This is a genomic window from Nocardia niigatensis NBRC 100131, from assembly GCF_000308655.1.
Classification (GTDB): Bacteria; Actinomycetota; Actinomycetes; order Mycobacteriales; family Mycobacteriaceae; genus Nocardia; species Nocardia niigatensis.
In genome coordinates this window covers 35,180-54,177 of sequence record NZ_BAGC01000003.1, presented here as the reverse complement: position 1 = coordinate 54,177, position 18,998 = coordinate 35,180, and the positions used below count along the sequence as shown (strand labels likewise).

Below are 18,998 nucleotides of genomic sequence, written 5' to 3'. Positions count from 1 at the left end.
TTCAGCCCAGTGCCGCCGGCCGCCGCCGGGCCGGAGTCTCCACGCTCACCGTGCCGATCCCCGGCACCGCGAGCCCGGTCAGCAGCGCGGCCACCGGAATGCGGGTGGCGATCGGCAGCAGGACCGCCACCGGTACCGCCGTGATCGGCCGGATCACCCGTGCCCACCGCGGCGGCCGAACAGCCCAGCGGCCGCGGCCACCGATGCGGCATCGAGGTGCGCGCCCACCCGATGCGTGATCTGCCCGACTGCCGCCGCGAACACCAGATCCCCGAAGCACTCGAACCAGGTGACCCGGCGTGGTGTGATGATTTCCGGTGCGGCGGCGGAGCTTTCGAGCATGCCGACCGAACTGGCGGCCGGTCAGCGTCCTGTCGCGAGACTGGTCCCGCCATTGGCGTCGAGCACGACGCCGGTGATGAATCCATTGGTGGCCAGCAGGTGGATGGCACGGGCGATGTCCTCGGGGCGGCCGACGCGGCCGACCGGGGTGGTCGCCACCAGGCCGTCGAACAGGGCGGTGCGCTGGGCCTCGGGAACCCGGTCCCACCACGGGGTGTCGATGACGCCCGGGGAGACGGCATTGACGCGCAGCGGGGCGAGTTCGACGGCGAGTGGCGGCACCATGGCGTCGAGTGCGCCGTTGATGGCGGCCAGGCCCGCGGTGCCGGGGAAGGCCGAGCGGGACGAGCCCGCGGTCACCAGGGTGACCGAGCCCTGCGAATCCAGGTGCGGGAGCGCGGCTTTCAGGATGCGGACCTGCGGCCAGAACTTGCCGTCGAAGCCGGCGGCCAGCTGGTCCAGATCGAGGTCGGCGAAGGGGCCGCTGCCGGCCGAGCCGCTCACCGAGATGACCAGGTGGTCGATGGCGCCGGCCTGAGCGAAGAAGGCGTCGATATCGGTTTGGCTGGTGGCATCCAGGGCGTAGCCGGTGGTCTTGCCGCCGATGCGGGCTACGGCCGCGTCGAGCTTGTCCCGGCCGCGGCCGGTGATGACGACCTCGGCGCCGTCGGCCGCGAAGGCGGCGGCGGTGGCCTCGCCGATGCCGGAGCTGCCACCCATGACGACGACGCGTGGTGTTGTGGTCATTGTCGGAAACCTCTCTGTCACTGTCCGTCTAATCTTGCGGAACTGACAGTCTCGACAACAGCATTGACGAGACTTTTAGTCTCGACAAAGTGGTGAGGTCAGTCACAGGAGGAAGAACGATGGAAAGCACGGGGGCACAGCCCAATCCAGCACGACCGCACACCGGACGCCGGCGCAACGAAGCCACCCGGCAGGCCATCCTCGACGCCTCACTGCGACTGCTCGGCGAATCCGACGGCGCACCCGTCACCATCGACGCCATCGCGCGGGCGGCCGGAGTCGGGAAGCAGACCGTGTACCGATGGTGGCCGTCCAAGGGCGCGGTCCTGCTGGACGCGCTCACCGAACGGTCCGCGCTCGAGGTGCCGCCGCTCGACAGCGGCTCGCTGCGCACCGACCTGCGCACCCTCATGGCCTCGACTTTCCTTGGCGCACAGCGCAGTTCGACGGCCCCCGCACTGCGCACCCTGGTCCGCGAGGCCGCGCACGACCCGCATCTCGCGGAACTGCTGCGGACCTTCACCGCCCAGCGGCGGGAGGCGGTGCGGGCCGTCCTCGAGCGTGGGCGGCAGCGCGGCGAACTGTCCGCCGGCGCCGACGTGGACCTCATGATCGACCAGTTCTACGGGGTGTTCTGGTACCGCTTCATCCTCGGCCACGCGCCGCTGGACGACGCGCTGGCCGAACGCCTCACCGACTCGATATTGGCCGGTCGCTGACCGGCCGGCGGTAGCGGCCCCGCCGACAGCGAAGGCCCGCACCACGGAATGCGGTGCGGGCCTTCGGGAGTCCGGCGGCCAGCCCGCGAGCCGGGCGCGAACGTCCACCTCCATGCGCTTGCCGAGTTCGGCGTCCACGCTCTTCCAGTACTCGAACACGCGGCTCAGGATGGGCTCGCGCACGCCGCCCAGGTGTCGCTGGGCACCGGGGCGCCGGTGTTGGTGGTGGTCGCCTTGGCCATGGTTCCGAGCGTGCCGAGTTTTCTGGAACGAATCAAGAAAACTCGGCGAGGTGGCGAGTAAACAAAGGCGTATACATTCCGGGCCCAGCAGACCTGGCGAATAGCCGGCTACGAGAACTAGCGCGGTGCCGTGGGGGCCGGGGTCCGTAGCTGGTACGGCGGTCGTGGAATATCGGACGGCCAGGCGAAGCTGGGCAGCGGCTGGATTGTGATGGGCCGCTGCCAGTACGACGGCACGGCCGACGGCGGGGTGTAGTGGGTCGCCGGTGTGGAGTCGTGGTGGGAGCCCGCGGCGATCAGGCCGCGGATCACCATGAGCACCACGAAACCCGCTGCCCAGCGACCGAACCGTCCGCCACCCGGTTTCTGCGCCGGTTGCGGTGCGCCCGGCGCCGGCGGCGGAACGGGCAGCGGCGCACCAGCCGCGGCGCCGCCGTACCGGCTGCGCACCCGGGCCGTGGCCGCCTCGCGCGCGGCCTGCGCGCGCAGCGCGTCCTGCTTGGCCAGCCACTCCAGTTGCTCGCGCACGACATCGCCGTAGGCCGGGTCCAGCTGCGCGACCCGTCGCAATTGTGTCGCTCCCGCTTCCCGGTCGCCCTGGTCCACCGTGAGCAGCGCGAGCTCGTAGAGCGCCTCGGTGTTCTCCGGCTCCAGCCGCAGCACCTCCCGGAAGGCGGCCTCGGCCTGCGCCGGCGCCTCCGGCCCCTGCACATTCCGGCGCAGCGTCAGCCCCCGCAGCAGGTGGACGTGCACATTGTCCGGATCCAGCTCCAGTGCCTGGTCCAGATTCGCCAGCGCGGCCGCCGGATCGGTATCCCGTTGCGTCGCAGCCAGAATCCGCACGCTGTCCACATTGCCGGGATCCAGTTCGACGGCCCGCCGCGCCGCCGATACCGCCCGCTCCCGCCGCTCGACGACCGCCTCCCCGTCGGCCGCCCGCGCCAGCTGCAACTCCGACAGCGCCCGCACCCGCCACACGAACACGTCATCAGGCGTCACTCGCAGCGCGGAAGCCGCGAACTCCAGCGCCCGCTCGTACTCCCCCACCCGATAGGCCAGATTCGCCATATCCGCCAGCGCCGCCGCGTGCTCCGGCTCACTCGCCAGCACCTCGGCCAGCATCTCCCGGGCCCCGTCATACCGCCCGAGATCCGCCAGCATCCGGGCCTTCTCGATCTTCTCGCTCATGTGCTCGTCGATCCCCCCGGGTCAGCGCTCCTTCCGGGTGCGCATGTAGGCGGCGAGTTCGTCGTAGCTGCCGTCGTTGTTGGCGAATTCGACCACGTTGCGGGCGGATTCGAACCAGGCGCCGGTGCTGGGGCGGGTTTGGCCGAGGGCGGTGGCGATGTCGGGCATGCGGACCGGGCGGACGGTGCCGGTGCGGATGGAGTCGGCCATGGCCAACTGGGTTGCGGACTTGCAGATCTGGGCCAGGTCGGCGCCGGAGTAGCCGTCGGTGCGGGCGGCCACCGCATTGAGGTCGATGCCCTCGACGGGACGGTCCTTCAGATGGTGGCGCAGGATGCTGACGCGAGCCTCGGCGTCGGGGAGGGCGACCAGGACCATGCGGTCGAAGCGGCCGGGACGGCGCAGGGCGACATCGACATCCCACGGGTGGTTGGTCGCGCCGATGATGTAGACGCCCTCGTTGTCGCTGGTCATCGAATCCATCTCGGTGAGCAGCTGATTGACCGTGGAACGCAGGGAATTGGAGCCCGAGAGGTGGCTGCGCTTGTGGCCCAGGGCGTCGATCTCGTCGAAGAACAGCACACAGGGCGCCTTGCGACGGGCGGTGCGGAAGACCTGTTTGAGGTTGTATTCGCTGCGGCCGGTGTACCAGTTCAGGATGTCGGCGATCTCGATGGCGTAGAAATTCGCGCCCAACTCGCCGGCGACCGCCGAGGCCACGAAGGTCTTGCCGCACCCGGGCGGGCCGTAGAGCAGCAGGCCGCCCCGTGCGCTGGTGCCGAAGGCCTTGGCCAGCTCGGGGTTTCGCACCGGGCCGAGCAGCGACAACTCCAGCTGCTGCTTGACGTGCTCCATGCCGCCCACATCGGCGAGGGTCAGTTTCGGCCGCTCGAACATGCCCACATCGCCCTCGGCGTACGGCTCGGGCTGCTCGTTCACGAAGGCCGGCTGGATGATGTCGCCGACCTGCTCCTCGGCCGCGTCCCAGTCGTAGTCGGCAGTGGCCGCGGCGGATTCGCGAGACTCCGCGGAAGCCGGTGCCGCCGTGCTCGCTTCATCCGATCCGGCGGTCATCGCGGCCGGAACCGCGGCCGACGCTCCTCCCGCCAGTGCCGCCGTGCACCGCTGCAGCAACCCCGTCACCTGCTCGTTGTGCGGATCCTGCGCCAGCGCGGTGGCGCAGTGCGACAGCGCCTCGGCGTGCCGGCCGGCCGCGGCCAGCAGTTCGATCACGCTGATCCGGACCGGCAGCAGCTCGGGATTGGTGTCGAGCACGGTCAGCAGATTGGTGATCACCGGATCGTCGGTCAAGGCTCCCCCAGAGATGTGCAGGTATCTCGCCGAATGCTAAACGCTGAGGGTGACACCGGACACTACCCCGGGACCGTTGCTCAGATCACAGTGCCGGTGCCGGAATAGATTCGGCGGGCGCCAAGTTGATCCCTCTTGCCGGCGTCGGAACAGCCCCGGGCCGCACCCTTCGTCGCTACGAGCGACCACTCGCCGAGAGGCGCTTGTTGGGCGTCGGCCTCAACTTTCCGGATCAGCCCGAGCTCCATGCGGCGCATGCGCAGGGGGTTGGCCGGCGCGATAGCGGCGGTACCGACGGCAAGCAGCGTGATGATCGCCGGAATTGCCTGGGATCAAGGGAAACTCGATATCGACGCGCCCCTGGATCGCCATCTCCCGCCGAATACGGCGAATGGAACGGGCACACCATCATTTCCGCCGACTATCTGAAACGCGCCACACCCCCTCGGACGCCGATCCCTGCTACGGATACCTGTTCTGGACCGGCCCGGGATGCGCGGAGAATCCCGAATTCCTGCCCGCCGACACCTATTCCATGTCCGGACTCGGCCCGCAACACGTCTTCGTGGTGCCCGGCCTGGATCTCATGGTCGTGTGGACCGAAATCCCGGCCTCTAGTCGGGGCGCCACTCTCGGTCGACTACCGCTCGTGCGTCGACGGCGATATCGCGCTGGCCATGTTCGGCGGCGGCGCTGACGCCTACCCGGACTGCACCGCGGTGTCCTGTCTCGATCTCCCGCTCGCGACGCCCTTCGGCGACGCGCCGCCGGGCTGCCTGTTACCAGCAGGCGTCGGACCCGACCCGCGTACACCCGGGATTCGCTGACCGGCCGCCACCCCTGATTCGCTCAGGGGGTGACCGCGGCGCGGCCCGCCAGCTCCCGTAATTCGTCGGCCGGTCGGCGACCGGCGAACTGCAGCAGATCTCGCACCACTTCGCGGGCGCGATGATCGGTGTGGATCAGTTCGGGGGTTAGTCGCTCGGCATTGAGCAACGCTTCCAGAGCCTCGCTCGCCTGCCGTCGCTGGGCGTGCGCGCGGGCCACGTCGACCAGGAAGCGCGCCTGCCGTTCCGGAGACAGGATCGAGGCGTCGACGGTGCGCGCGGTATCGAGCGCCTCGCCGGCGTCACCCAGTTCGACGGCAACGGCCACCGCGTGCACGGCGACCCCGGTCGGACCGAACTCGGTGTCGAAATCATTGCGGCCCTCGCCCAGCCGGTCGGCGGCGGCGCGCGCCGCCGCCAGCCCGGTGCGGGCCGCCGTGCGATTCCCGTCCGTCGCCGCGATCACCGCCAGCATCAGCTGCAGAGATCCGTAGAGCGACAGCACTTCCGGGCGCGGCCGCTCGGCCGCCACCTGCGCGGCCAGCGCGGCCACCGACACCCGTGCCGCCTGCTCGGCCTGCTCCAGGCGTTGCAGGCGCAGGAATGCCTGTGCCATGCGGTAGGTTCCGGCCACCACGCTGAGCGCGTCACCGGATTCCTCGGCCGCGGACAGTGCGCGATCGGCCGCGACCCACGCCGCGTCGACCTCCTCCTGACGGGTGAACGCGGTCGCGGCCACCTGATAGGCGCGCGAGAGCAGGGTCAGCACCTCCGGCCGCCGCGTGGCGTTCGCCCGCGCGGCGTGCTCGAGATCCGGAATCAGTTCCAGCAGAATGCTGCCCACCTCGACCAGCCGGGATTCGTGCGCCAGCTGCCAGGCCAGGTCCACCCGCTGTCGCAGCTCCGGAATTTTCGCCGCCGCGGTGCCGGTGCCGGGACCGCGATCGGCCTCGTCTCCGAAGAGCTGCTCGAGGGCGGGATGCCCGGTGAGCAACAGCCGCAACTGCTCGAAAACCGCCGAGCCGGGCCGATGCCCGTCACCGCGGTCGGCGGCCATCGGTTCGGCCGCTTCGGGACGCAGATCGCGTACCGCCACTCCGAGCACGTCCGCCAGTCTTTGCAGAACGGACAGTCGCTCAACAGGCAGCACGTCTCGCTCGACCTGCGACACCCAGCTTTCCGAGCGCCGAATCGCCGCTCCCAACTCTTTCTGCGATAGTCCCCGCCGCCGGCGCAACTCCGCTACCCGTGCCCCAAGGGTACTTTCGGCCACCGGGTCAAACTCCTTCTGCCTGATCGGCTTTCCCGGCCGTCACCGCCCGCTTGTTTCGCCGATGTCTACCATGCCCTTCTCCTTCCGCCCATTCCCGCCAGAGGGGGATCTGCCGACAAGGATTGCAGACCGGGCGAGCTTACGACGCACAGTATGGAACATGGATTTTTCTTATTGCACCGCAATTTTTCTGTGTTTAACGTTTGAAGAGGACCCGTCGAACCAAACGGACGACATAGAGGTGGTCATGCCCGGCGAACTTCTCTTCTTCCTACTCGGAGCCGGAATCGGCGGCGCGGCAATGTGGTTTGTGGCGTGCGCCCTTGCGGCCACCGGGTATTCCTCCACTGCCGACGGAGCCACGGTGCAAAGCATCACCGCGCGCCTCGAACGCGAGGGTATCCGGAACTCGCCCTCGATGAAAGGCCGACCACCCGCACATCGGGCGACGCCCTGATGACGGCCGCGCCGAAAACCGGCGAAGTCCGTGTGCGCCTGCGGTTTCCCGGAGGAATGATCTTGGATTACCGCGCGGAACGCGCAATTGCCGAACGCCTCGCAGCGCATTTGCGCCCGCATCGCATTGAAGTCACCATCGACGGACTCCCCACCGATCGACTGGCGCCGCTCCCCTGCGCGGAACTATGGGCGGATTGACCGGCCGCGCAAGCCTATCGCATTGACACTTCGACAATATCCGAAAACGGACCGTGCACTATTGTTGTGCACGGTCCGTTACGGATAGATCTGATCAGTTGTTCAAAAGAACTTCCGCGATCTGAATCGTGTTGAGCGCGGCGCCCTTACGCAGGTTGTCACCGGAGATGAACAGCGCCAGACCGCGGCCCTCCGGCACACCCGGATCCTGGCGGATGCGGCCCACCAGCGACTCGTCGATACCGGCGGCGGCCAGCGGGGTCGGCACGTCGGTGAGCTTCACGCCCGGCGCCTTCGCCAGCAGCTCCTCGGCCCGCTCCACCGAAATCGGCTGCGCGAATTCGGCATTGATCGACAGCGAGTGACCGGTGAAGACCGGGACGCGCACGCAGGTGCCGCTCACCAGCAGCTCCGGCAGACCCAGGATCTTGCGGGACTCGTTGCGCAGCTTCTGATCCTCGTCGGTCTCACCGCTGCCGTCGTCCACCAGTGAGCCCGCGAGCGGAATCACATCGAAGGCGATGGGGGCCACGTACTTGTTCGGGGCCGGGAACTCCACGGCCGAACCGTCGTGCACCAGCTTCTCGGCGTCGCCGATGACCGCGCGCACCTGCGAGGCCAGCTCCTCGACACCGGCCAGGCCGGAGCCCGAAACCGCCTGGTAGCTCGACACGATCAGCCGCTGCAGCCCGGCCTCGTCGTGCAGCACCTTGAGCACCGGCATGGCTGCCATGGTGGTGCAGTTCGGGTTGGCGATGATGCCCTTGACCAGGTTGCGGGTGGCCTCCGGGTTCACCTCGGAGACGACCAGCGGCACCTCGGGATCCTTGCGCCAGGCCGAGGAGTTGTCGATGACGGTGACACCGGCGGCCGCGAACCGCGGCGCCTGCACCCGGGACATGGTGGCGCCGGCCGAGAACAGCGCGATGTCCAGTCCGCTCGGGTCGGCGGTCTCGGTGTCCTCGACCACGATGTCCTTGCCGCGGAACGGGAGCGTCTTGCCCGCCGAGCGCGAGGACGCGAAGAAGCGCACCTCGTCGGCCGGGAAGTTGCGCTCCTCCAGCAGCTTTCGCATGACCGCGCCGACCTGACCGGTCGCGCCGACGACGCCTACACGCACACCCATGGCCTATCGCCCCGTTCCGCCGTGGACCACGGCCACCTCGTCGCCGCCCAGCTCGAACGCCGAGTGCAGCACCTTCACGGCCTCGTCCAGATCGGTGTCCTTGACCAGCACCGAGATCCGGATCTCGGAGGTCGAGATGAGGTCGATATTGATACCGGCGTCGGCGAGCGACTCGCAGAAAGTGGCGGTCACGCCAGGGTGTGACTTCATGCCCGCGCCGACCAGCGATACCTTGCCGATGTGGTCGTCGTACACGACCTGCGAGAAGCCGATCTCGCCCTGCTGCTTGGTGAGCAGCTCGACGGCGCGCGGGCCCTCGAGCTTGGGCAGGGTGAAGGTGATGTCGGTCTTACCGGTCTCCACCTTGGAGATGTTCTGCAGCACCATGTCGATATTGATCTCGGCATCGGCGACCGCGCGGAACACCTTGGCGGCGTAGCCCGGCTTGTCCGGAATACCGACCACGGTCACCTTGGCCTCGCTGCGGTCGTGCGCGACGCCCGTGAGGATTGCTTGCTCCAAGGGGATGTCCTCCATCGATCCGGTAATCATGGTGCCCGTCTTGTCCGTGTACGAGGACCGCACATGGACGGGCACGTTGTAGCGGCGCGCGTACTCGACGCAACGCAGCATGAGAACTTTCGAGCCGCAGGCCGCCATTTCCAGCATCTCCTCGTAGGAGACGGAGTCCAGCTTCTGGGCGTCGGAGACGATGCGCGGGTCGGCGGAGAAAACGCCGTCCACATCGGTGTAGATCTCGCACACATCGGCATTGAGCGCGGCGGCCAGCGCGACGGCGGTGGTATCGGAACCGCCACGGCCCAGCGTGGTCACGTCCTTGCTGTCCTGGCTCACGCCCTGGAAGCCCGCGACCAGCACGATGGTGCCCTGGCCCAGCGCCTGCTGCACCCGACCCGGCGCCACGTCGATGATCTTGGCGTTGCCGTGCGTGCCGGTGGTGATGACACCTGCCTGCGAGCCGGTGAACGAACGAGCCTCGGCGCCCAGCGAGTGAATGGCCATGGCGACCAACGCATTGGAGATGCGCTCACCCGAGGTGAGGAGCATGTCCATCTCACGGGCCGGGGCGGCCGGCGCGACCTGCTGGGCCAGATCCAGGAGTTCGTCGGTGGTGTCGCCCATGGCGGAACACACGACGACCACATCGTGGCCCAGCTTCTTGGTCTCGACGATCCGCTCGGCGACCCTCCGGATGCGCTCGGCGGTGGCGACCGAGGATCCTCCGTACTTCTGGACGACGAGAGCCACGGCGGAAATCCTCCAAGATCGACAAACTGCTGCTACCGACCCACAACAGTACCGGCCCAGGTCCGCGAGTTTTCGTCCCACCTCCTGCCAGCGAATTCCCGCCACCCGGCAGCTAACTCGCCGCCGACATCAGCACACCCGGATCATGCTTGGCGACAAGGGCGTTGAACACCCAGCCGTACTTGGTGTTGTGGAAGGCGGCGAAGCTCCAGTCACCGTCGCGGCGTACCGCGACGTACATGTTCACCTTGGTGTTGAAACGGTTGCGCCGACGGCGGCCCTTCACCACCGCGCCGCGGCCGTGCACGATCGCGACATCCGGGGTGACGAACCGCAGGCCGGTGATCTCACCGTCGAGGTGGGTGCCCCCCATGTACTTGGCGAACAGCGGTTCGTGCGAGGCCCGGATCGCCTCGCGGCCCTTCAGGTGCGCGCCGAACCAGGTGACGTAGTCGGCGTCCGGCGTGAAGACGGCCGCGTAGGCGGCGGCATCCCCGTCCGCCCACGCCTGATTCGACCGTTCGAACAGCTCGCGGACAGCGGCTTCGTCGGTGATCTGCGAAGTGGTCATGACATCCCTCCCGAAATATCTGATCCAGGCATCAATTGAATTGAGCATTAGTTGAGTTATTCAGATATTGTCCGGGTGAGACTAAGCTGTCAAGGGATGAGCGAGAAACACGACGAGCTGGGCGCCGCCCTCACCTTCGCCGCCCAGCGCAGCGCCACCGACGCCGTGATGCTGCACGGAGCCATGGCCGATCGGCTCGGCCTGCACGTCACCGACCTGCGCTGTCTCACCATGCTGCGCGCGAACGGACCCGCCACGGCCGGCGAACTGGCCCAGCGCACCGGCCTCACCACCGGGGCCATCACCCGGATGATCGACCGGCTGCTGAAGGCCGGATTCGTCCGGCGCGAACACGATTCGAAGGACCGGCGACGGGTGATCATCACCGCCCTGGACGACCGCATCGCCGAGATCGCGCCGCACTACGAGCTGCTGGCCACCGAATTCGCCAAGATCGCCCGCGACTACTCCGACGAGCAGCTGGAACTGCTCCGGGAGATCTTCGACCGCCTACACGAGACCTCGGTCCACGTCACCCGGATGCTGCGCGAAAACGACTGAGCGAGAAGGGAATCAATGAAGCGCGGCTGGGCGATCAGGCCCGGTCGAACCAGGTGACCTGGGTGCCGTTGCCGAAATCCCGGCGCTGAGTGACCGTGAACCGGGTCGGGTCGAACCCGCCGGAGACCATCGGAATGCCCGCGCCGGCGATCACCGGGTAACTCTTGATGATCAGCCGGTCGATCTCGCCGATCAGCTGGCCGGCCAGCTTGCCGCCGCCGCAGAGCCAGATGTCCTTGCCCTCTTCCTTCTTCAACCGGCGCACCAGCTCGACCGGATCACCCGAGACGATCTCGACCCGCGGGTAGTCGGCCGGGGCGAGGGTGCGGGAGAAGACGTACTGCTTCATGTGGTCGTACGGGCTCGGGACACCGGCCGCGAGACCGGGCTCGTAGGCGCCGCGACCCATCAGGATCGTGTCCCACTCCTTGTTCGGAGTGTCGACGGGCAGGCCGAAGTGCGGGCGGATATGGGTCGGGACCGAGTCGGGGTAGCGCTCGTTGATCCAGGCCGTCATCTCGCCGTCGACCGGATAGAAGTCGTACTGACCCTCCGGACCTGCGATGAAGCCGTCGAGGGAGACCGCGACGTAGTAGACGAGCTTTCGCATGTTGTACCGCCTTGTTCGTAGTACTATGTCCGTAGTGATTACGAACGTAGTACTACACATGGAGTGGTGTCAATGGTTCGAACGAATCCGGAACGACGCAATGCCCTGATCGACGCGGCCATCGAGGTCCTGGCCCGCGACGGTGCGCGCGGCCTCACGTTCCGCGCGGTAGACAAGGAGGCCCGGGTGCCCGCGGGCACGACCTCGAACTACTTCCCCAATCGGGACGAACTGCTGATCCAGGCCGGGCACCGCTTCTATGAGCGGCTACACCCCGGCAAGGAAACGATGGACCACCTGTTCACCGGCCCGCGCACCCGCGAGACCATCGCGGAATTGATGCGGGAGACCGTCGCCCGCATCACCGAGTTCCGCACCGGCTATCTCGCCCTGCTGGAACTGCGGCTGGAGGCCACCCGCCGTCCGGAGCTGCAGGCGATCCTCGCCGAGCGGGTGCGCGCCGACCTCGATTTCAATGTCCGCAACCATCTGGACTCCGGCCTGCCGGGCGACGCCGACTCCGTGACCCTGCTCTACCTGGCCCTGAACTGGCTGATCGTCGAGCAGTTGACGCTGCCGGACGTCTTCACCGACGAAGAGGCCGCGCGCCTGGTGCGCATCGCAGTGGAACGTGCCATACCCGCCTTGTGACCAGCATCACTCCGGGCGAATAATCGCAAGGCATGCGAGCAACTATCGGTGACCATCTGATCATTCACGGACGCAATGTCGGCCTCCCCGATCACACCGCGGAAATCGTCGAAGTGCGCGGCGCGGACGGTGAGCCGCCCTATGTGGTGCGGTTCGCCGACGGCCGGACGAGCCTGGTGTTTCCGGGTCCGGACTCGGAGGTGAAACCGGGCTGACGGGGTCCGGTCACAGCCCCGATCACCGGCGTTCGCCCAATATTTTCCGATCATGTCCGGGCGCGAACGAATTGCCCTGCCGAGCAGGTAAATCGGGACTTACCAGACCGACCAGTCGGTCAGGAGCGAGGGGTCGCACAGTTGACTCCTCGAGCGACCCTGGTCACAATCGGTGCCCGGATGGAAGGGTAGATATGCGCACGAAGACTGATCACCGGTTCGTCATCGACATCGATCCCGGACAGGTGATGGATGCGTTGCTCTTGGTCGAGCAGATGCCCGACTGGTCCCCCTACCATCAGGACGTCCGAGTCGCCACCCGCGACAAGCGCGGCCGCCCCAAGCGCGTCTACGTGTCCGCCAACCTCATGGGCCGCCCCGACCGGCAGGTCGTCGAGTACACCTGCACCGAGAACCGCGTCGAATGGCGGGTTTCCGAGTCCAGCGCGGGCGCCGGCGGCAAGGGCTGGTTCGATCTCGGCGAAACCGAGGACGGCGCCACCGAGGTCTGGTACCACTCCGAGCTCTACCTCCCGATTCCCGCTCCGGGCATGCTGCTCAAGCGCACCGCGCGCCGCGAGGGCGAAGCGATGATCACCAACTTCATCGCCTTCGTCGAATCCGTCACCGGCGTCGAAGGACTCGGCGACGTGGAGGAGGCGACCTACACGGAGCCGGCCGCCTACGAGCAGCCCGGCTACGCCCAGCGCCTGGACTACGGCCGCAATTTCGAGCCCGGCTTCGGCACCGCGTAACGCCGACCGCGAACGTGCGCAGCTGACACTGCCTTTCGGGCCGTGCATTGGGCAGGATGTCCCTCATGCCCGGTCCCGTTCGCACCCGCATGATGCCCGTCGCCGAGGACGCCTCGGTGACGCAGCTGGAACTGTTCTTCGACCTGGTGATCGTCTTCGCGTTCACCATGGTCACAGACTTCGCCGCACACGAGACCACCGCGGTCAATCTGCTGCGCGCGCTGCTCATTCTGGCCATGCTGTGGTGGGCCTGGATCGGCTACTCCTGGCTCGGGAACGTGGTCAAGGCCGATGAGGGCGTCGCCCGGGTGGCCATGTTCGTGGCCATGGGCGCGGTGTTCATCGTCGCGCTCACCATTCCCGAGTCCTTCCACGATCTGCCCGGCGGCTGGTACGGGCCGCTGGTGTTCGTCATCGCGTACCTGGCCGTGCGACTGGTCCACCTGGTCGTGTTCTGGATGGCCAGCACCGACGACGCCCAGCTGCGCCGGCAGGTGATCCGCTGGGCCGCAGGCTCACTCAGCGTGGCCAGCGTGCTGCTGGTGTGCGGTGCGGTCAGCCACGGGACCACCCAGCTGGTGCTGTGGCTGGCGGCGCTGGTGTGGGACATGGGCTGGACGTTCTTCGCGGGCAACGAGTGGCGGCTCTACTCGGCCTCGCACTTCGCCGAGCGGTACGGGCTGATCGTCATCATCGCGCTGGGCGAATCCATCGTGTCCATCGGCGTCGGCGTGGCCGGGCTGCCGATCTCGTGGTCCATCACCGTGGGCTCGATGCTGGGCCTGGGCGTGGCGGGGCTGCTGTGGTGGGCCTACTTCGATGTGGCCGCGCTGGTCGTGGAGCACGCCATGCATCGTGCCGGGGGCGAACGCCGCATCCAGATCGCGCGTAACTGCTACACCTTCTGGCACTTCCCGATGATCGCCGGAATCGTGGCCATGGCGCTGGGTTTGAAGAAGGTGCTCAGCTACGTGGGTGGCGCGCAAGGACATTCGCTCAGCGACGAGCTGCACGGGATCCCGCTGTTCGCCCTGTACGGCGGTGTGATCACGTACCTGGTGGCCCTGATCGGCTTCCGGCACTACGCGACCGGCAAGGTGCTGTTCCCGCGAGTGGTGGCCGCGGTGGTGCTGCTGGCGCTGATCCCGGTGGCGTCGGCGCTGCCCGCGCTGGCCGCGCTGGGCATGCTGTGCGCGGTTCTGCTGGCGCTCATCGTGTTCGAGGTGGTGCGGTATGCCCAGCCACGCGATCTGATCCGGCACGGGCTCGACTGAGGGCACGGAAACGCTGGACGGGTCAGTGGCGCGGGGCGATCCGGTGGTCGATGGCCTCCGGCACCCGCTCCCCCGCGTGCACGGCCTCACGGATCTGATCGATGTTCTCGCGCAGGGCATCCGCCACCAGTTCGTCGGTGCGGGGATCGGCGAGCACCTGCAGGACGACGCGGAAGCTGGCGTCGACGATGCCGCGAATCAAGTCCTCGTGGAACGGAACATAGCGCAGCTTCCCCAGCTGGGGATCGTCGCGGATGACGTCCAGGATCATCTGATCGATCTCGGAGCGGTTCTCCTCCAGCGCGCTGGCGATATTGCGCGTGTAGCGGCCACACCGCAACACCTCGGCGACCTCGTCCAGCACGGCCACCGTGATCGGGCGCTCGATGGCCTCGACGATCGCGCCGATCGACCGGTTCACGATCGCCGCGGTGATCCGGTCGCCGAACGCGCGGTCGGCCACCCGGCCCACCCGGACCGCGATCACCACGATGCGCAGCAACCGGAACCCGCGGAAGAACGGGCTGGTCACCGGGATCATGCCGAGGACCTCGTACCAGTAGATGAAGGGGAAGGTCCAACTCCAGCCCTCACGCCGCCAGCGCCACAGGAATTCGGCCGCGAACACCGCGCAGATGCTGTAGTCCACGATCCGGATCGTCCGGTAGGTGTGGTCGGCGACCGGGAAGAAGACCACCCAGGCGACGAGGGCTACCGAGACCACCGCGAGGCCGAGCATGACGAAATCGGTCCAGAGGGTGGGCGGCTTGTGGGGAAACTCCTCATCCGCCTCCGGTGCGCCGAGCGCGGTCACGACGTCCCCTTCCTCATCGAACGGTCCCGTCAGCGTAGTCGGCGCACATGATCGCGAGACGGGCTTCGAGCGGCGGGGACCCCGGACGGGCTACCTCCCCGCCCGGATGATCGCCTCGATATTGCGTTCCGCCACAGCGGTGATGGTGAGCGACGGGTTCACCGTCGCGGTACTGCCCGGAATGGCGGCGCCGTCCATCACATACAGGCCCGGATGCCCGATGACCCGGCCGTAGGCGTCGGTGGCCTGCCCCAGCACCGCCCCGCCCAGCGGGTGCGCGGTGAAGAAGCCCTGCGCGTCATAGGCGATCGGGGCGTAGTCCACGACCGAGCCGCCCGCCTGCGCCACCCTGTGGTCCACCGCGCGGCTGGCCGCGACCACCGCGTCCTGAGCCGCCCGGGGCCAGCTCAGCCCGACGCCGTTGCTGCCGCGGTCGTAGCCGAAGCGCGCGCGGGTCGGGTCCAGCACCATGCCCAGCGAGGCGATGGCGCCGACGTCCACCGGAATGCCGGGCACGAACCAGCTTTCGAGGTGCAGTGGCATGCCCGAGTCGTCGAAGATGCGGCTGGCGCTGGGCACGCCGCCACCGGTCGCGGACAGCGAACTGATGCTGCGGGCCAGCACCACATCGCCATTGGTGCCCCAGCCGTCGCCGACGTGCTCGTTGAGGTTGGGCAGGGTGCCGGTGGCCTGCGCGCGCACCAGCAGTTCGGAGGTGCCGACCGAACCCGCGCCCAGGAACAGGCGATCGCAGGTGAGGGTGCGGGTGGCCAGGACCTGGCCGGTGGGGGCCAGCTTGGTGACCGCGACCACGTACCGGCCGTTGCCGTCCTGGCCGATGGAGTCCACCCGGTGGCCCGGGTAGATGGCCGACCGGCCGGTGCCCTCGGCGTAGCGCAGGTAGTTCTGGTTCAGATCGAACTTGGCGCCGTTGGAGTTGCCGAGATTGCTGCGCGACGCGATGGCCGAGGGCCGGCTGCCGCCCGACAGCTCGGCGCGGATGACATCCCAGTTGAAGATCGAATCATTGGCCTGCGGTTCGTAACCCGCGGCCCGCACCTGCTGATCCCACGCCCGCGAATGGGCGAAGGGCGCGGAGTTGTACACATCCGGCGGCATGGTGGACAGCCGCAGCATGTCCCGAACCCGCGGGTAGTAGACGGCATCCAGTTCGTCGTAGCTCACGACGCCCCCGAAGACCTGGTCGAACAGGTGCTTCGGCGGCGCGACCATGGCGCCGGTGAACACGATGGACCCACCGCCGACCGCGGCCGCGCGCCACACGTCGATGCCCGGATACTGCGTGACATCCAGCACGCCACCGAAATCCGAGCACGGCATGGGCACCTTGGTCACGCCGGTGAAGCTGGTGCGATGCCAGAAGCCGCGCCCGTCGGGCAGGTCGTCGCCGGTGAAGATCTCGCGCCACGGGTCGTTGGGCCAGCGGGAGCCGCGCTCCAGCACCGTGTTCTGCACGCCCGCCTCGGCCAGCCGCAGCGCGGTGACCGCGGCCCCGAAACCGGAGCCGATGACAATGGCCTCGGTGTGCTCCGGCGGATCCGGCAGCGGCGCAAAGATTTCCGGGACCCATGCCTGGAACAGCGCGTTCCACAACGGATTGGCCGAGGCCGGTCCGGCGCCGCGACCGGCGGCACCCATCCCGGCACCCGCCAGCAGAGCCGCTATCGCGGCACCCTTCAACACGGCGCGCCTTCGCAACGGCCACCTCCCTCATCACGCATGGCCGCGCGCGAGACTACCGGTCGCTCAGCGTGCCCTCAACACCTTCGTGAGAGATCACTACCGGGGCCGTCGGGGCATGGGTGCCCGATGGGCGTCCGCACACCCGCGCGACGAGGCGGAACCGCCGCGTCAGGCCCGCAGGCGTTCGCGGCGGAGCTGATCGACCTCCGGGAGATCCAGCGGCGGAAGGGAATCCACGCCGAGGGCCCGGCACAGCAGATAGTCGGCGAGCTCCGGGTTCCGGGCCAGCGCCGGGCCGTGCATGTAGGTGCCGAGCACCGAACCCTGGATGACACCCTCGAGGCCGTCGCCCACGCCATTGCCGACGCCCCTGGTGACCCGTCCCAGCGGTTTGGCGTCGCCGCCGAGTTTGGTTCCGCCGCGGTGGTTCTCGAAGCCTGTGAGGGGCTGCGAGAGGCCGGGAACAAGGGGCTGGGTGGCGACCTCGCCGATGGTGCGCTTGTCCTGCGGGGAGGTGGTGACGTCGAAAAGGCCGACGCCGTCGACGCGTTCGCCCGCGGAGGTCTCGTACCAGTGGCCGAGCACCTGGATGGCCGCGCAGATGGCCAGCACCGGCGCGCCGCGCTCCGCGGCCTCCTGCAGGCCCGGGTAGCGCTGCAGGTGGCGGGTGGCCAGGCGCTGCGCCGAGTCCTCCGCGCCGCCGAGGGTATAGACGTCGAGCGAGTTGGGAACCGGCTCGGTGAGCGGGATTTCGATGATCTCGGCGGCGTGGCCGCGCATGCGCAGACGCTGGCGCAGCACCACGGCATTGCCGCCGTCGCCGTAGGTGCCCATGACGTCGGGCAGGACCAGGCCGATGCGGACGATCGATTCACTCATGCGCGGGCCCCCGTCTCCAGGTCGCGGTTCAGGTCGCGGAACGCGGTGTAGTTGGCCAGCACCTCGACCCGCCCCGGCGGGCAGGCGGCGATGGCGTCCAGCGGATCGGCGACGGTGATGTGCTCGACGCCGGCATAGGTGAGCCGGACCGCGAGATCGGTGGCGCGCTCGCCGGCGGCCACCACCTGGGTGCCTTCGAAGTGTTCGAAGTGCACGTCCCACAGCCAGGACAGGTCCTCGCCGTCGGGCACCTGGCCGTTGACCGCGATCACCAGACCCGTTGCGGCCGGGTCGATCATGGACAGCGCCTCCTGCCAGCCGGCCGGGTTCTTGGCCAGCAGCATGCGGGTGCTGCGGCCGTCCACGTCGACACTCCGGTAGCGGCCCGCGATCTCGCGCACGGTGCCGGTCGCGGCGGCGGCCTCGGCCGGATCGGCGCCGAGTGCGACGGCGGCGGCCACCGCCTGCGCGGCATTGCCGCGGTTGGCGCGCCCCGGAAGGGCAAGGGCCAGTGGGATTTCCAGGCCGTCGGGGCCGTGCAGCACGTGCTCGTCGACCCGCCACTGCGGTTCGGGCCGCTGGAAGTCGGCGCCGGTGCTGTACCAGTGCTCGCCCTCCCACACGATGGGCTCGCCGCTGCGCGGGCAGCTGGTGGCGTCCACGGACCAGCCGCTGCCGGCCGACACCCACACCACGTTCGGGTGGTCGTAGGCGATGGAGGTGACCAGCACGTCGTCACAGTTGGCGATGAGCACGGCCGCGGGATGCCGCGCCATGCCCTCACGCAGGCGGCGCTCGATCATATTGATCTCGCCGACCCGGTCCAGCTGATCCCGGGAGAGGTTCAGCAGCACCACGACCGACGGGTTCAGCGCGTCGGCCACGTGCGGCAGGTGCAGTTCGTCCACCTCGATGGCGGCCAGCGGTGCGGCGCGGTGCGCGGTGAGCGCGGCGACGATCCCGGCGTCCATGTTCGCGCCGTCGGCCTGGGTGGCGACCCGGCTCGGTCCCCGCCGGTCAGCGCCGCCCAGCGTCTGCAACGCCGCCGCGGTCATGCGGGTGGTGGTGGACTTGCCGTTGGTGCCGGTCACCAGCACCGTGCGTTTGCCGCGCCCCAGCTGCGTCATGAGGGAGGGATCGATCTTCAGCGCGATCAGCCCGCCGATCATCGAGCCGTTGCCGCGCCCGGCCCGCCGCGAGGCCCACGACGCCGCCGTCGCCGCCCGCAGCGCCAGCTGTCCGCGCATCGAGATGTCTGCCACG

At 68.5% G+C, this 18,998-nt stretch carries 21 protein-coding genes; 7 read left to right on the top strand and 14 right to left on the bottom strand.

All coding sequences use genetic code 11. The features are described from left to right. Window position 1: 1 nt before the first annotated feature. The 3 genes from ON33_RS40855 to ON33_RS01730 are packed head-to-tail and all read right to left on the bottom strand — an operon-like array spanning window position 2 to window position 1,089. Complete coding sequence (locus ON33_RS40855) at window positions 2-157, bottom strand: hypothetical protein (RefSeq protein ID WP_157184377.1); 156 nt, start codon at window positions 155-157, stop codon at window positions 2-4. After that, entirely contained in the window at window positions 154-342 is a 189-nt protein-coding gene (locus ON33_RS01735) for a hypothetical protein (protein WP_040854093.1), read from the bottom strand. Before ON33_RS01735 ends, ON33_RS40855 begins: the two co-directional genes overlap by 4 nt. Before the next feature lie 21 nt (window positions 343-363). After that, on the bottom strand, window positions 364-1,089 hold the full coding sequence (locus ON33_RS01730) for an SDR family oxidoreductase (protein ID WP_040854090.1): 726 nt from the start codon (window positions 1,087-1,089) through the stop codon (window positions 364-366). Window positions 1,090-1,208: 119 nt separating this feature from the next. On the opposite strand from ON33_RS01730, the gene ON33_RS01725 reads away from it, so the two are divergent. Further along, window positions 1,209-1,808, top strand: a complete 600-nt coding sequence (locus ON33_RS01725) for a TetR/AcrR family transcriptional regulator (RefSeq protein WP_040854088.1) — start codon at window positions 1,209-1,211, stop codon at window positions 1,806-1,808. 359 nt (window positions 1,809-2,167) lie between these two features. Here ON33_RS01725 and ON33_RS01720 read toward each other — a convergent pair whose 3' ends face one another. The 3 genes from ON33_RS01720 to ON33_RS01710 all read right to left on the bottom strand — a co-directional run bounded on the left by ON33_RS01720 (window position 2,168) and on the right by ON33_RS01710 (window position 6,649). After that, complete coding sequence (locus ON33_RS01720) at window positions 2,168-3,238, bottom strand: tetratricopeptide repeat protein (protein WP_040854086.1); 1,071 nt, start codon at window positions 3,236-3,238, stop codon at window positions 2,168-2,170. Between the two features lie 21 nt (window positions 3,239-3,259). Further along, a complete protein-coding gene (locus tag ON33_RS01715) occupies window positions 3,260-4,549 on the bottom strand; it encodes an ATP-binding protein (RefSeq protein ID WP_040854082.1) in 1,290 nt (429 codons plus the stop codon). An 849-nt stretch (window positions 4,550-5,398) separates the two neighbouring features. Next, entirely contained in the window at window positions 5,399-6,649 is a 1,251-nt protein-coding gene (locus ON33_RS01710) for a helix-turn-helix domain-containing protein (RefSeq protein ID WP_040854081.1), read from the bottom strand. Window positions 6,650-6,809: 160 nt separating this feature from the next. Here ON33_RS01710 and ON33_RS01705 point away from each other — a divergent pair, with 160 nt between their 5' ends. Beyond that, entirely contained in the window at window positions 6,810-7,106 is a 297-nt protein-coding gene (locus tag ON33_RS01705; protein ID WP_040854078.1) for a hypothetical protein, read from the top strand. A gap of 294 nt (window positions 7,107-7,400) precedes the next feature. On the opposite strand, the gene ON33_RS01695 is transcribed toward ON33_RS01705, so the two are convergent. The 3 genes from ON33_RS01695 to ON33_RS01685 form a co-directional block, all read right to left on the bottom strand. Then, window positions 7,401-8,432, bottom strand: a complete 1,032-nt coding sequence (locus ON33_RS01695) for an aspartate-semialdehyde dehydrogenase (protein ID WP_040854075.1) — start codon at window positions 8,430-8,432, stop codon at window positions 7,401-7,403. 3 nt (window positions 8,433-8,435) lie between these two features. Next, window positions 8,436-9,701 carry an aspartate kinase gene (locus ON33_RS01690; RefSeq protein ID WP_040854073.1) on the bottom strand — a complete coding sequence of 422 codons (1,266 nt, stop codon included), beginning with the start codon at window positions 9,699-9,701 and terminating at the stop codon, window positions 8,436-8,438. Window positions 9,702-9,813: 112 nt separating this feature from the next. Continuing rightward, the gene (locus tag ON33_RS01685) at window positions 9,814-10,272 is read right to left on the bottom strand and encodes an SgcJ/EcaC family oxidoreductase (RefSeq protein ID WP_051151531.1); all 459 of its coding nucleotides are present in this window, start codon (window positions 10,270-10,272) and stop codon (window positions 9,814-9,816) included. Window positions 10,273-10,368: 96 nt separating this feature from the next. On the opposite strand from ON33_RS01685, the gene ON33_RS01680 reads away from it, so the two are divergent. Next, the gene (locus tag ON33_RS01680) at window positions 10,369-10,833 is read left to right on the top strand and encodes a MarR family winged helix-turn-helix transcriptional regulator (RefSeq protein ID WP_051151530.1); all 465 of its coding nucleotides are present in this window, start codon (window positions 10,369-10,371) and stop codon (window positions 10,831-10,833) included. 34 nt (window positions 10,834-10,867) lie between these two features. On the opposite strand, the gene ON33_RS01675 is transcribed toward ON33_RS01680, so the two are convergent. Continuing rightward, complete coding sequence (locus ON33_RS01675) at window positions 10,868-11,443, bottom strand: dihydrofolate reductase family protein (RefSeq protein WP_040854071.1); 576 nt, start codon at window positions 11,441-11,443, stop codon at window positions 10,868-10,870. Between the two features lie 72 nt (window positions 11,444-11,515). On the opposite strand from ON33_RS01675, the gene ON33_RS01670 reads away from it, so the two are divergent. The 4 genes from ON33_RS01670 (at window position 11,516) to ON33_RS01655 (ending at window position 14,338) form a co-directional block, all read left to right on the top strand. After that, window positions 11,516-12,094, top strand: a complete 579-nt coding sequence (locus ON33_RS01670; protein WP_040854069.1) for a TetR/AcrR family transcriptional regulator — start codon at window positions 11,516-11,518, stop codon at window positions 12,092-12,094. Between the two features lie 32 nt (window positions 12,095-12,126). Further along, window positions 12,127-12,309, top strand: coding sequence for a DUF1918 domain-containing protein (locus ON33_RS01665; protein ID WP_040854068.1), 183 nt, complete (start codon window positions 12,127-12,129; stop codon window positions 12,307-12,309). A gap of 194 nt (window positions 12,310-12,503) precedes the next feature. Further along, window positions 12,504-13,064 (top strand): SRPBCC family protein, encoded by a 561-nt coding sequence (locus tag ON33_RS01660; RefSeq protein WP_063710922.1) that lies wholly within the window; start codon window positions 12,504-12,506, stop codon window positions 13,062-13,064. A 65-nt stretch (window positions 13,065-13,129) separates the two neighbouring features. Then, window positions 13,130-14,338, top strand: a complete 1,209-nt coding sequence (locus ON33_RS01655) for a low temperature requirement protein A (protein WP_040854501.1) — start codon at window positions 13,130-13,132, stop codon at window positions 14,336-14,338. Between the two features lie 22 nt (window positions 14,339-14,360). Here ON33_RS01655 and ON33_RS01650 read toward each other — a convergent pair whose 3' ends face one another. From ON33_RS01650 to ON33_RS01635, 4 genes are all read right to left on the bottom strand, one after another. After that, window positions 14,361-15,152 carry a hypothetical protein gene (locus ON33_RS01650; protein WP_040854066.1) on the bottom strand — a complete coding sequence of 264 codons (792 nt, stop codon included), beginning with the start codon at window positions 15,150-15,152 and terminating at the stop codon, window positions 14,361-14,363. A 90-nt stretch (window positions 15,153-15,242) separates the two neighbouring features. Next, window positions 15,243-16,856, bottom strand: a complete 1,614-nt coding sequence (locus tag ON33_RS01645) for a GMC oxidoreductase (RefSeq protein WP_505790763.1) — start codon at window positions 16,854-16,856, stop codon at window positions 15,243-15,245. 168 nt (window positions 16,857-17,024) lie between these two features. After that, window positions 17,025-17,735: a type 1 glutamine amidotransferase gene (locus ON33_RS01640; RefSeq protein ID WP_040854063.1), complete on the bottom strand. Its 711-nt coding sequence runs from the start codon at window positions 17,733-17,735 to the stop codon at window positions 17,025-17,027. Further along, window positions 17,732-18,982, bottom strand: coding sequence for a Mur ligase family protein (locus ON33_RS01635; RefSeq protein ID WP_040854498.1), 1,251 nt, complete (start codon window positions 18,980-18,982; stop codon window positions 17,732-17,734). The genes ON33_RS01640 and ON33_RS01635 overlap by 4 nt, the downstream gene beginning before the upstream one ends. Between the last annotated feature and the right edge of the window lie 16 nt (window positions 18,983-18,998).

Excerpts from the sequence above, each read along its gene's own strand:
- ON33_RS01725 (WP_040854088.1), top strand. The coding sequence starts at position 1,209 with ATGGAAAGCACGGGGGCACAGCCCAATCCAGCACGACCGCACACCGGA.
- ON33_RS01675 (WP_040854071.1), bottom strand. The coding sequence starts at position 11,443 with ATGCGAAAGCTCGTCTACTACGTCGCGGTCTCCCTCGACGGCTTCATC.
- ON33_RS01665 (WP_040854068.1), top strand. The coding sequence starts at position 12,127 with ATGCGAGCAACTATCGGTGACCATCTGATCATTCACGGACGCAATGTC.
- ON33_RS01655 (WP_040854501.1), top strand. The coding sequence starts at position 13,130 with ATGCCCGGTCCCGTTCGCACCCGCATGATGCCCGTCGCCGAGGACGCC.
- ON33_RS01670 (WP_040854069.1), top strand. The coding sequence starts at position 11,516 with ATGGTTCGAACGAATCCGGAACGACGCAATGCCCTGATCGACGCGGCC.
- ON33_RS01640 (WP_040854063.1), bottom strand. The coding sequence starts at position 17,735 with ATGAGTGAATCGATCGTCCGCATCGGCCTGGTCCTGCCCGACGTCATG.
- ON33_RS01660 (WP_063710922.1), top strand. The coding sequence starts at position 12,504 with ATGCGCACGAAGACTGATCACCGGTTCGTCATCGACATCGATCCCGGA.
- ON33_RS01695 (WP_040854075.1), bottom strand. The coding sequence starts at position 8,432 with ATGGGTGTGCGTGTAGGCGTCGTCGGCGCGACCGGTCAGGTCGGCGCG.
- ON33_RS01635 (WP_040854498.1), bottom strand. The coding sequence starts at position 18,982 with ATGCGCGGACAGCTGGCGCTGCGGGCGGCGACGGCGGCGTCGTGGGCC.
- ON33_RS01680 (WP_051151530.1), top strand. The coding sequence starts at position 10,369 with ATGAGCGAGAAACACGACGAGCTGGGCGCCGCCCTCACCTTCGCCGCC.
- ON33_RS01685 (WP_051151531.1), bottom strand. The coding sequence starts at position 10,272 with ATGACCACTTCGCAGATCACCGACGAAGCCGCTGTCCGCGAGCTGTTC.
- ON33_RS01720 (WP_040854086.1), bottom strand. The coding sequence starts at position 3,238 with ATGAGCGAGAAGATCGAGAAGGCCCGGATGCTGGCGGATCTCGGGCGG.
- ON33_RS01735 (WP_040854093.1), bottom strand. The coding sequence starts at position 342 with ATGCTCGAAAGCTCCGCCGCCGCACCGGAAATCATCACACCACGCCGG.
- ON33_RS01730 (WP_040854090.1), bottom strand. The coding sequence starts at position 1,089 with ATGACCACAACACCACGCGTCGTCGTCATGGGTGGCAGCTCCGGCATC.
- ON33_RS01705 (WP_040854078.1), top strand. The coding sequence starts at position 6,810 with ATGGATTTTTCTTATTGCACCGCAATTTTTCTGTGTTTAACGTTTGAA.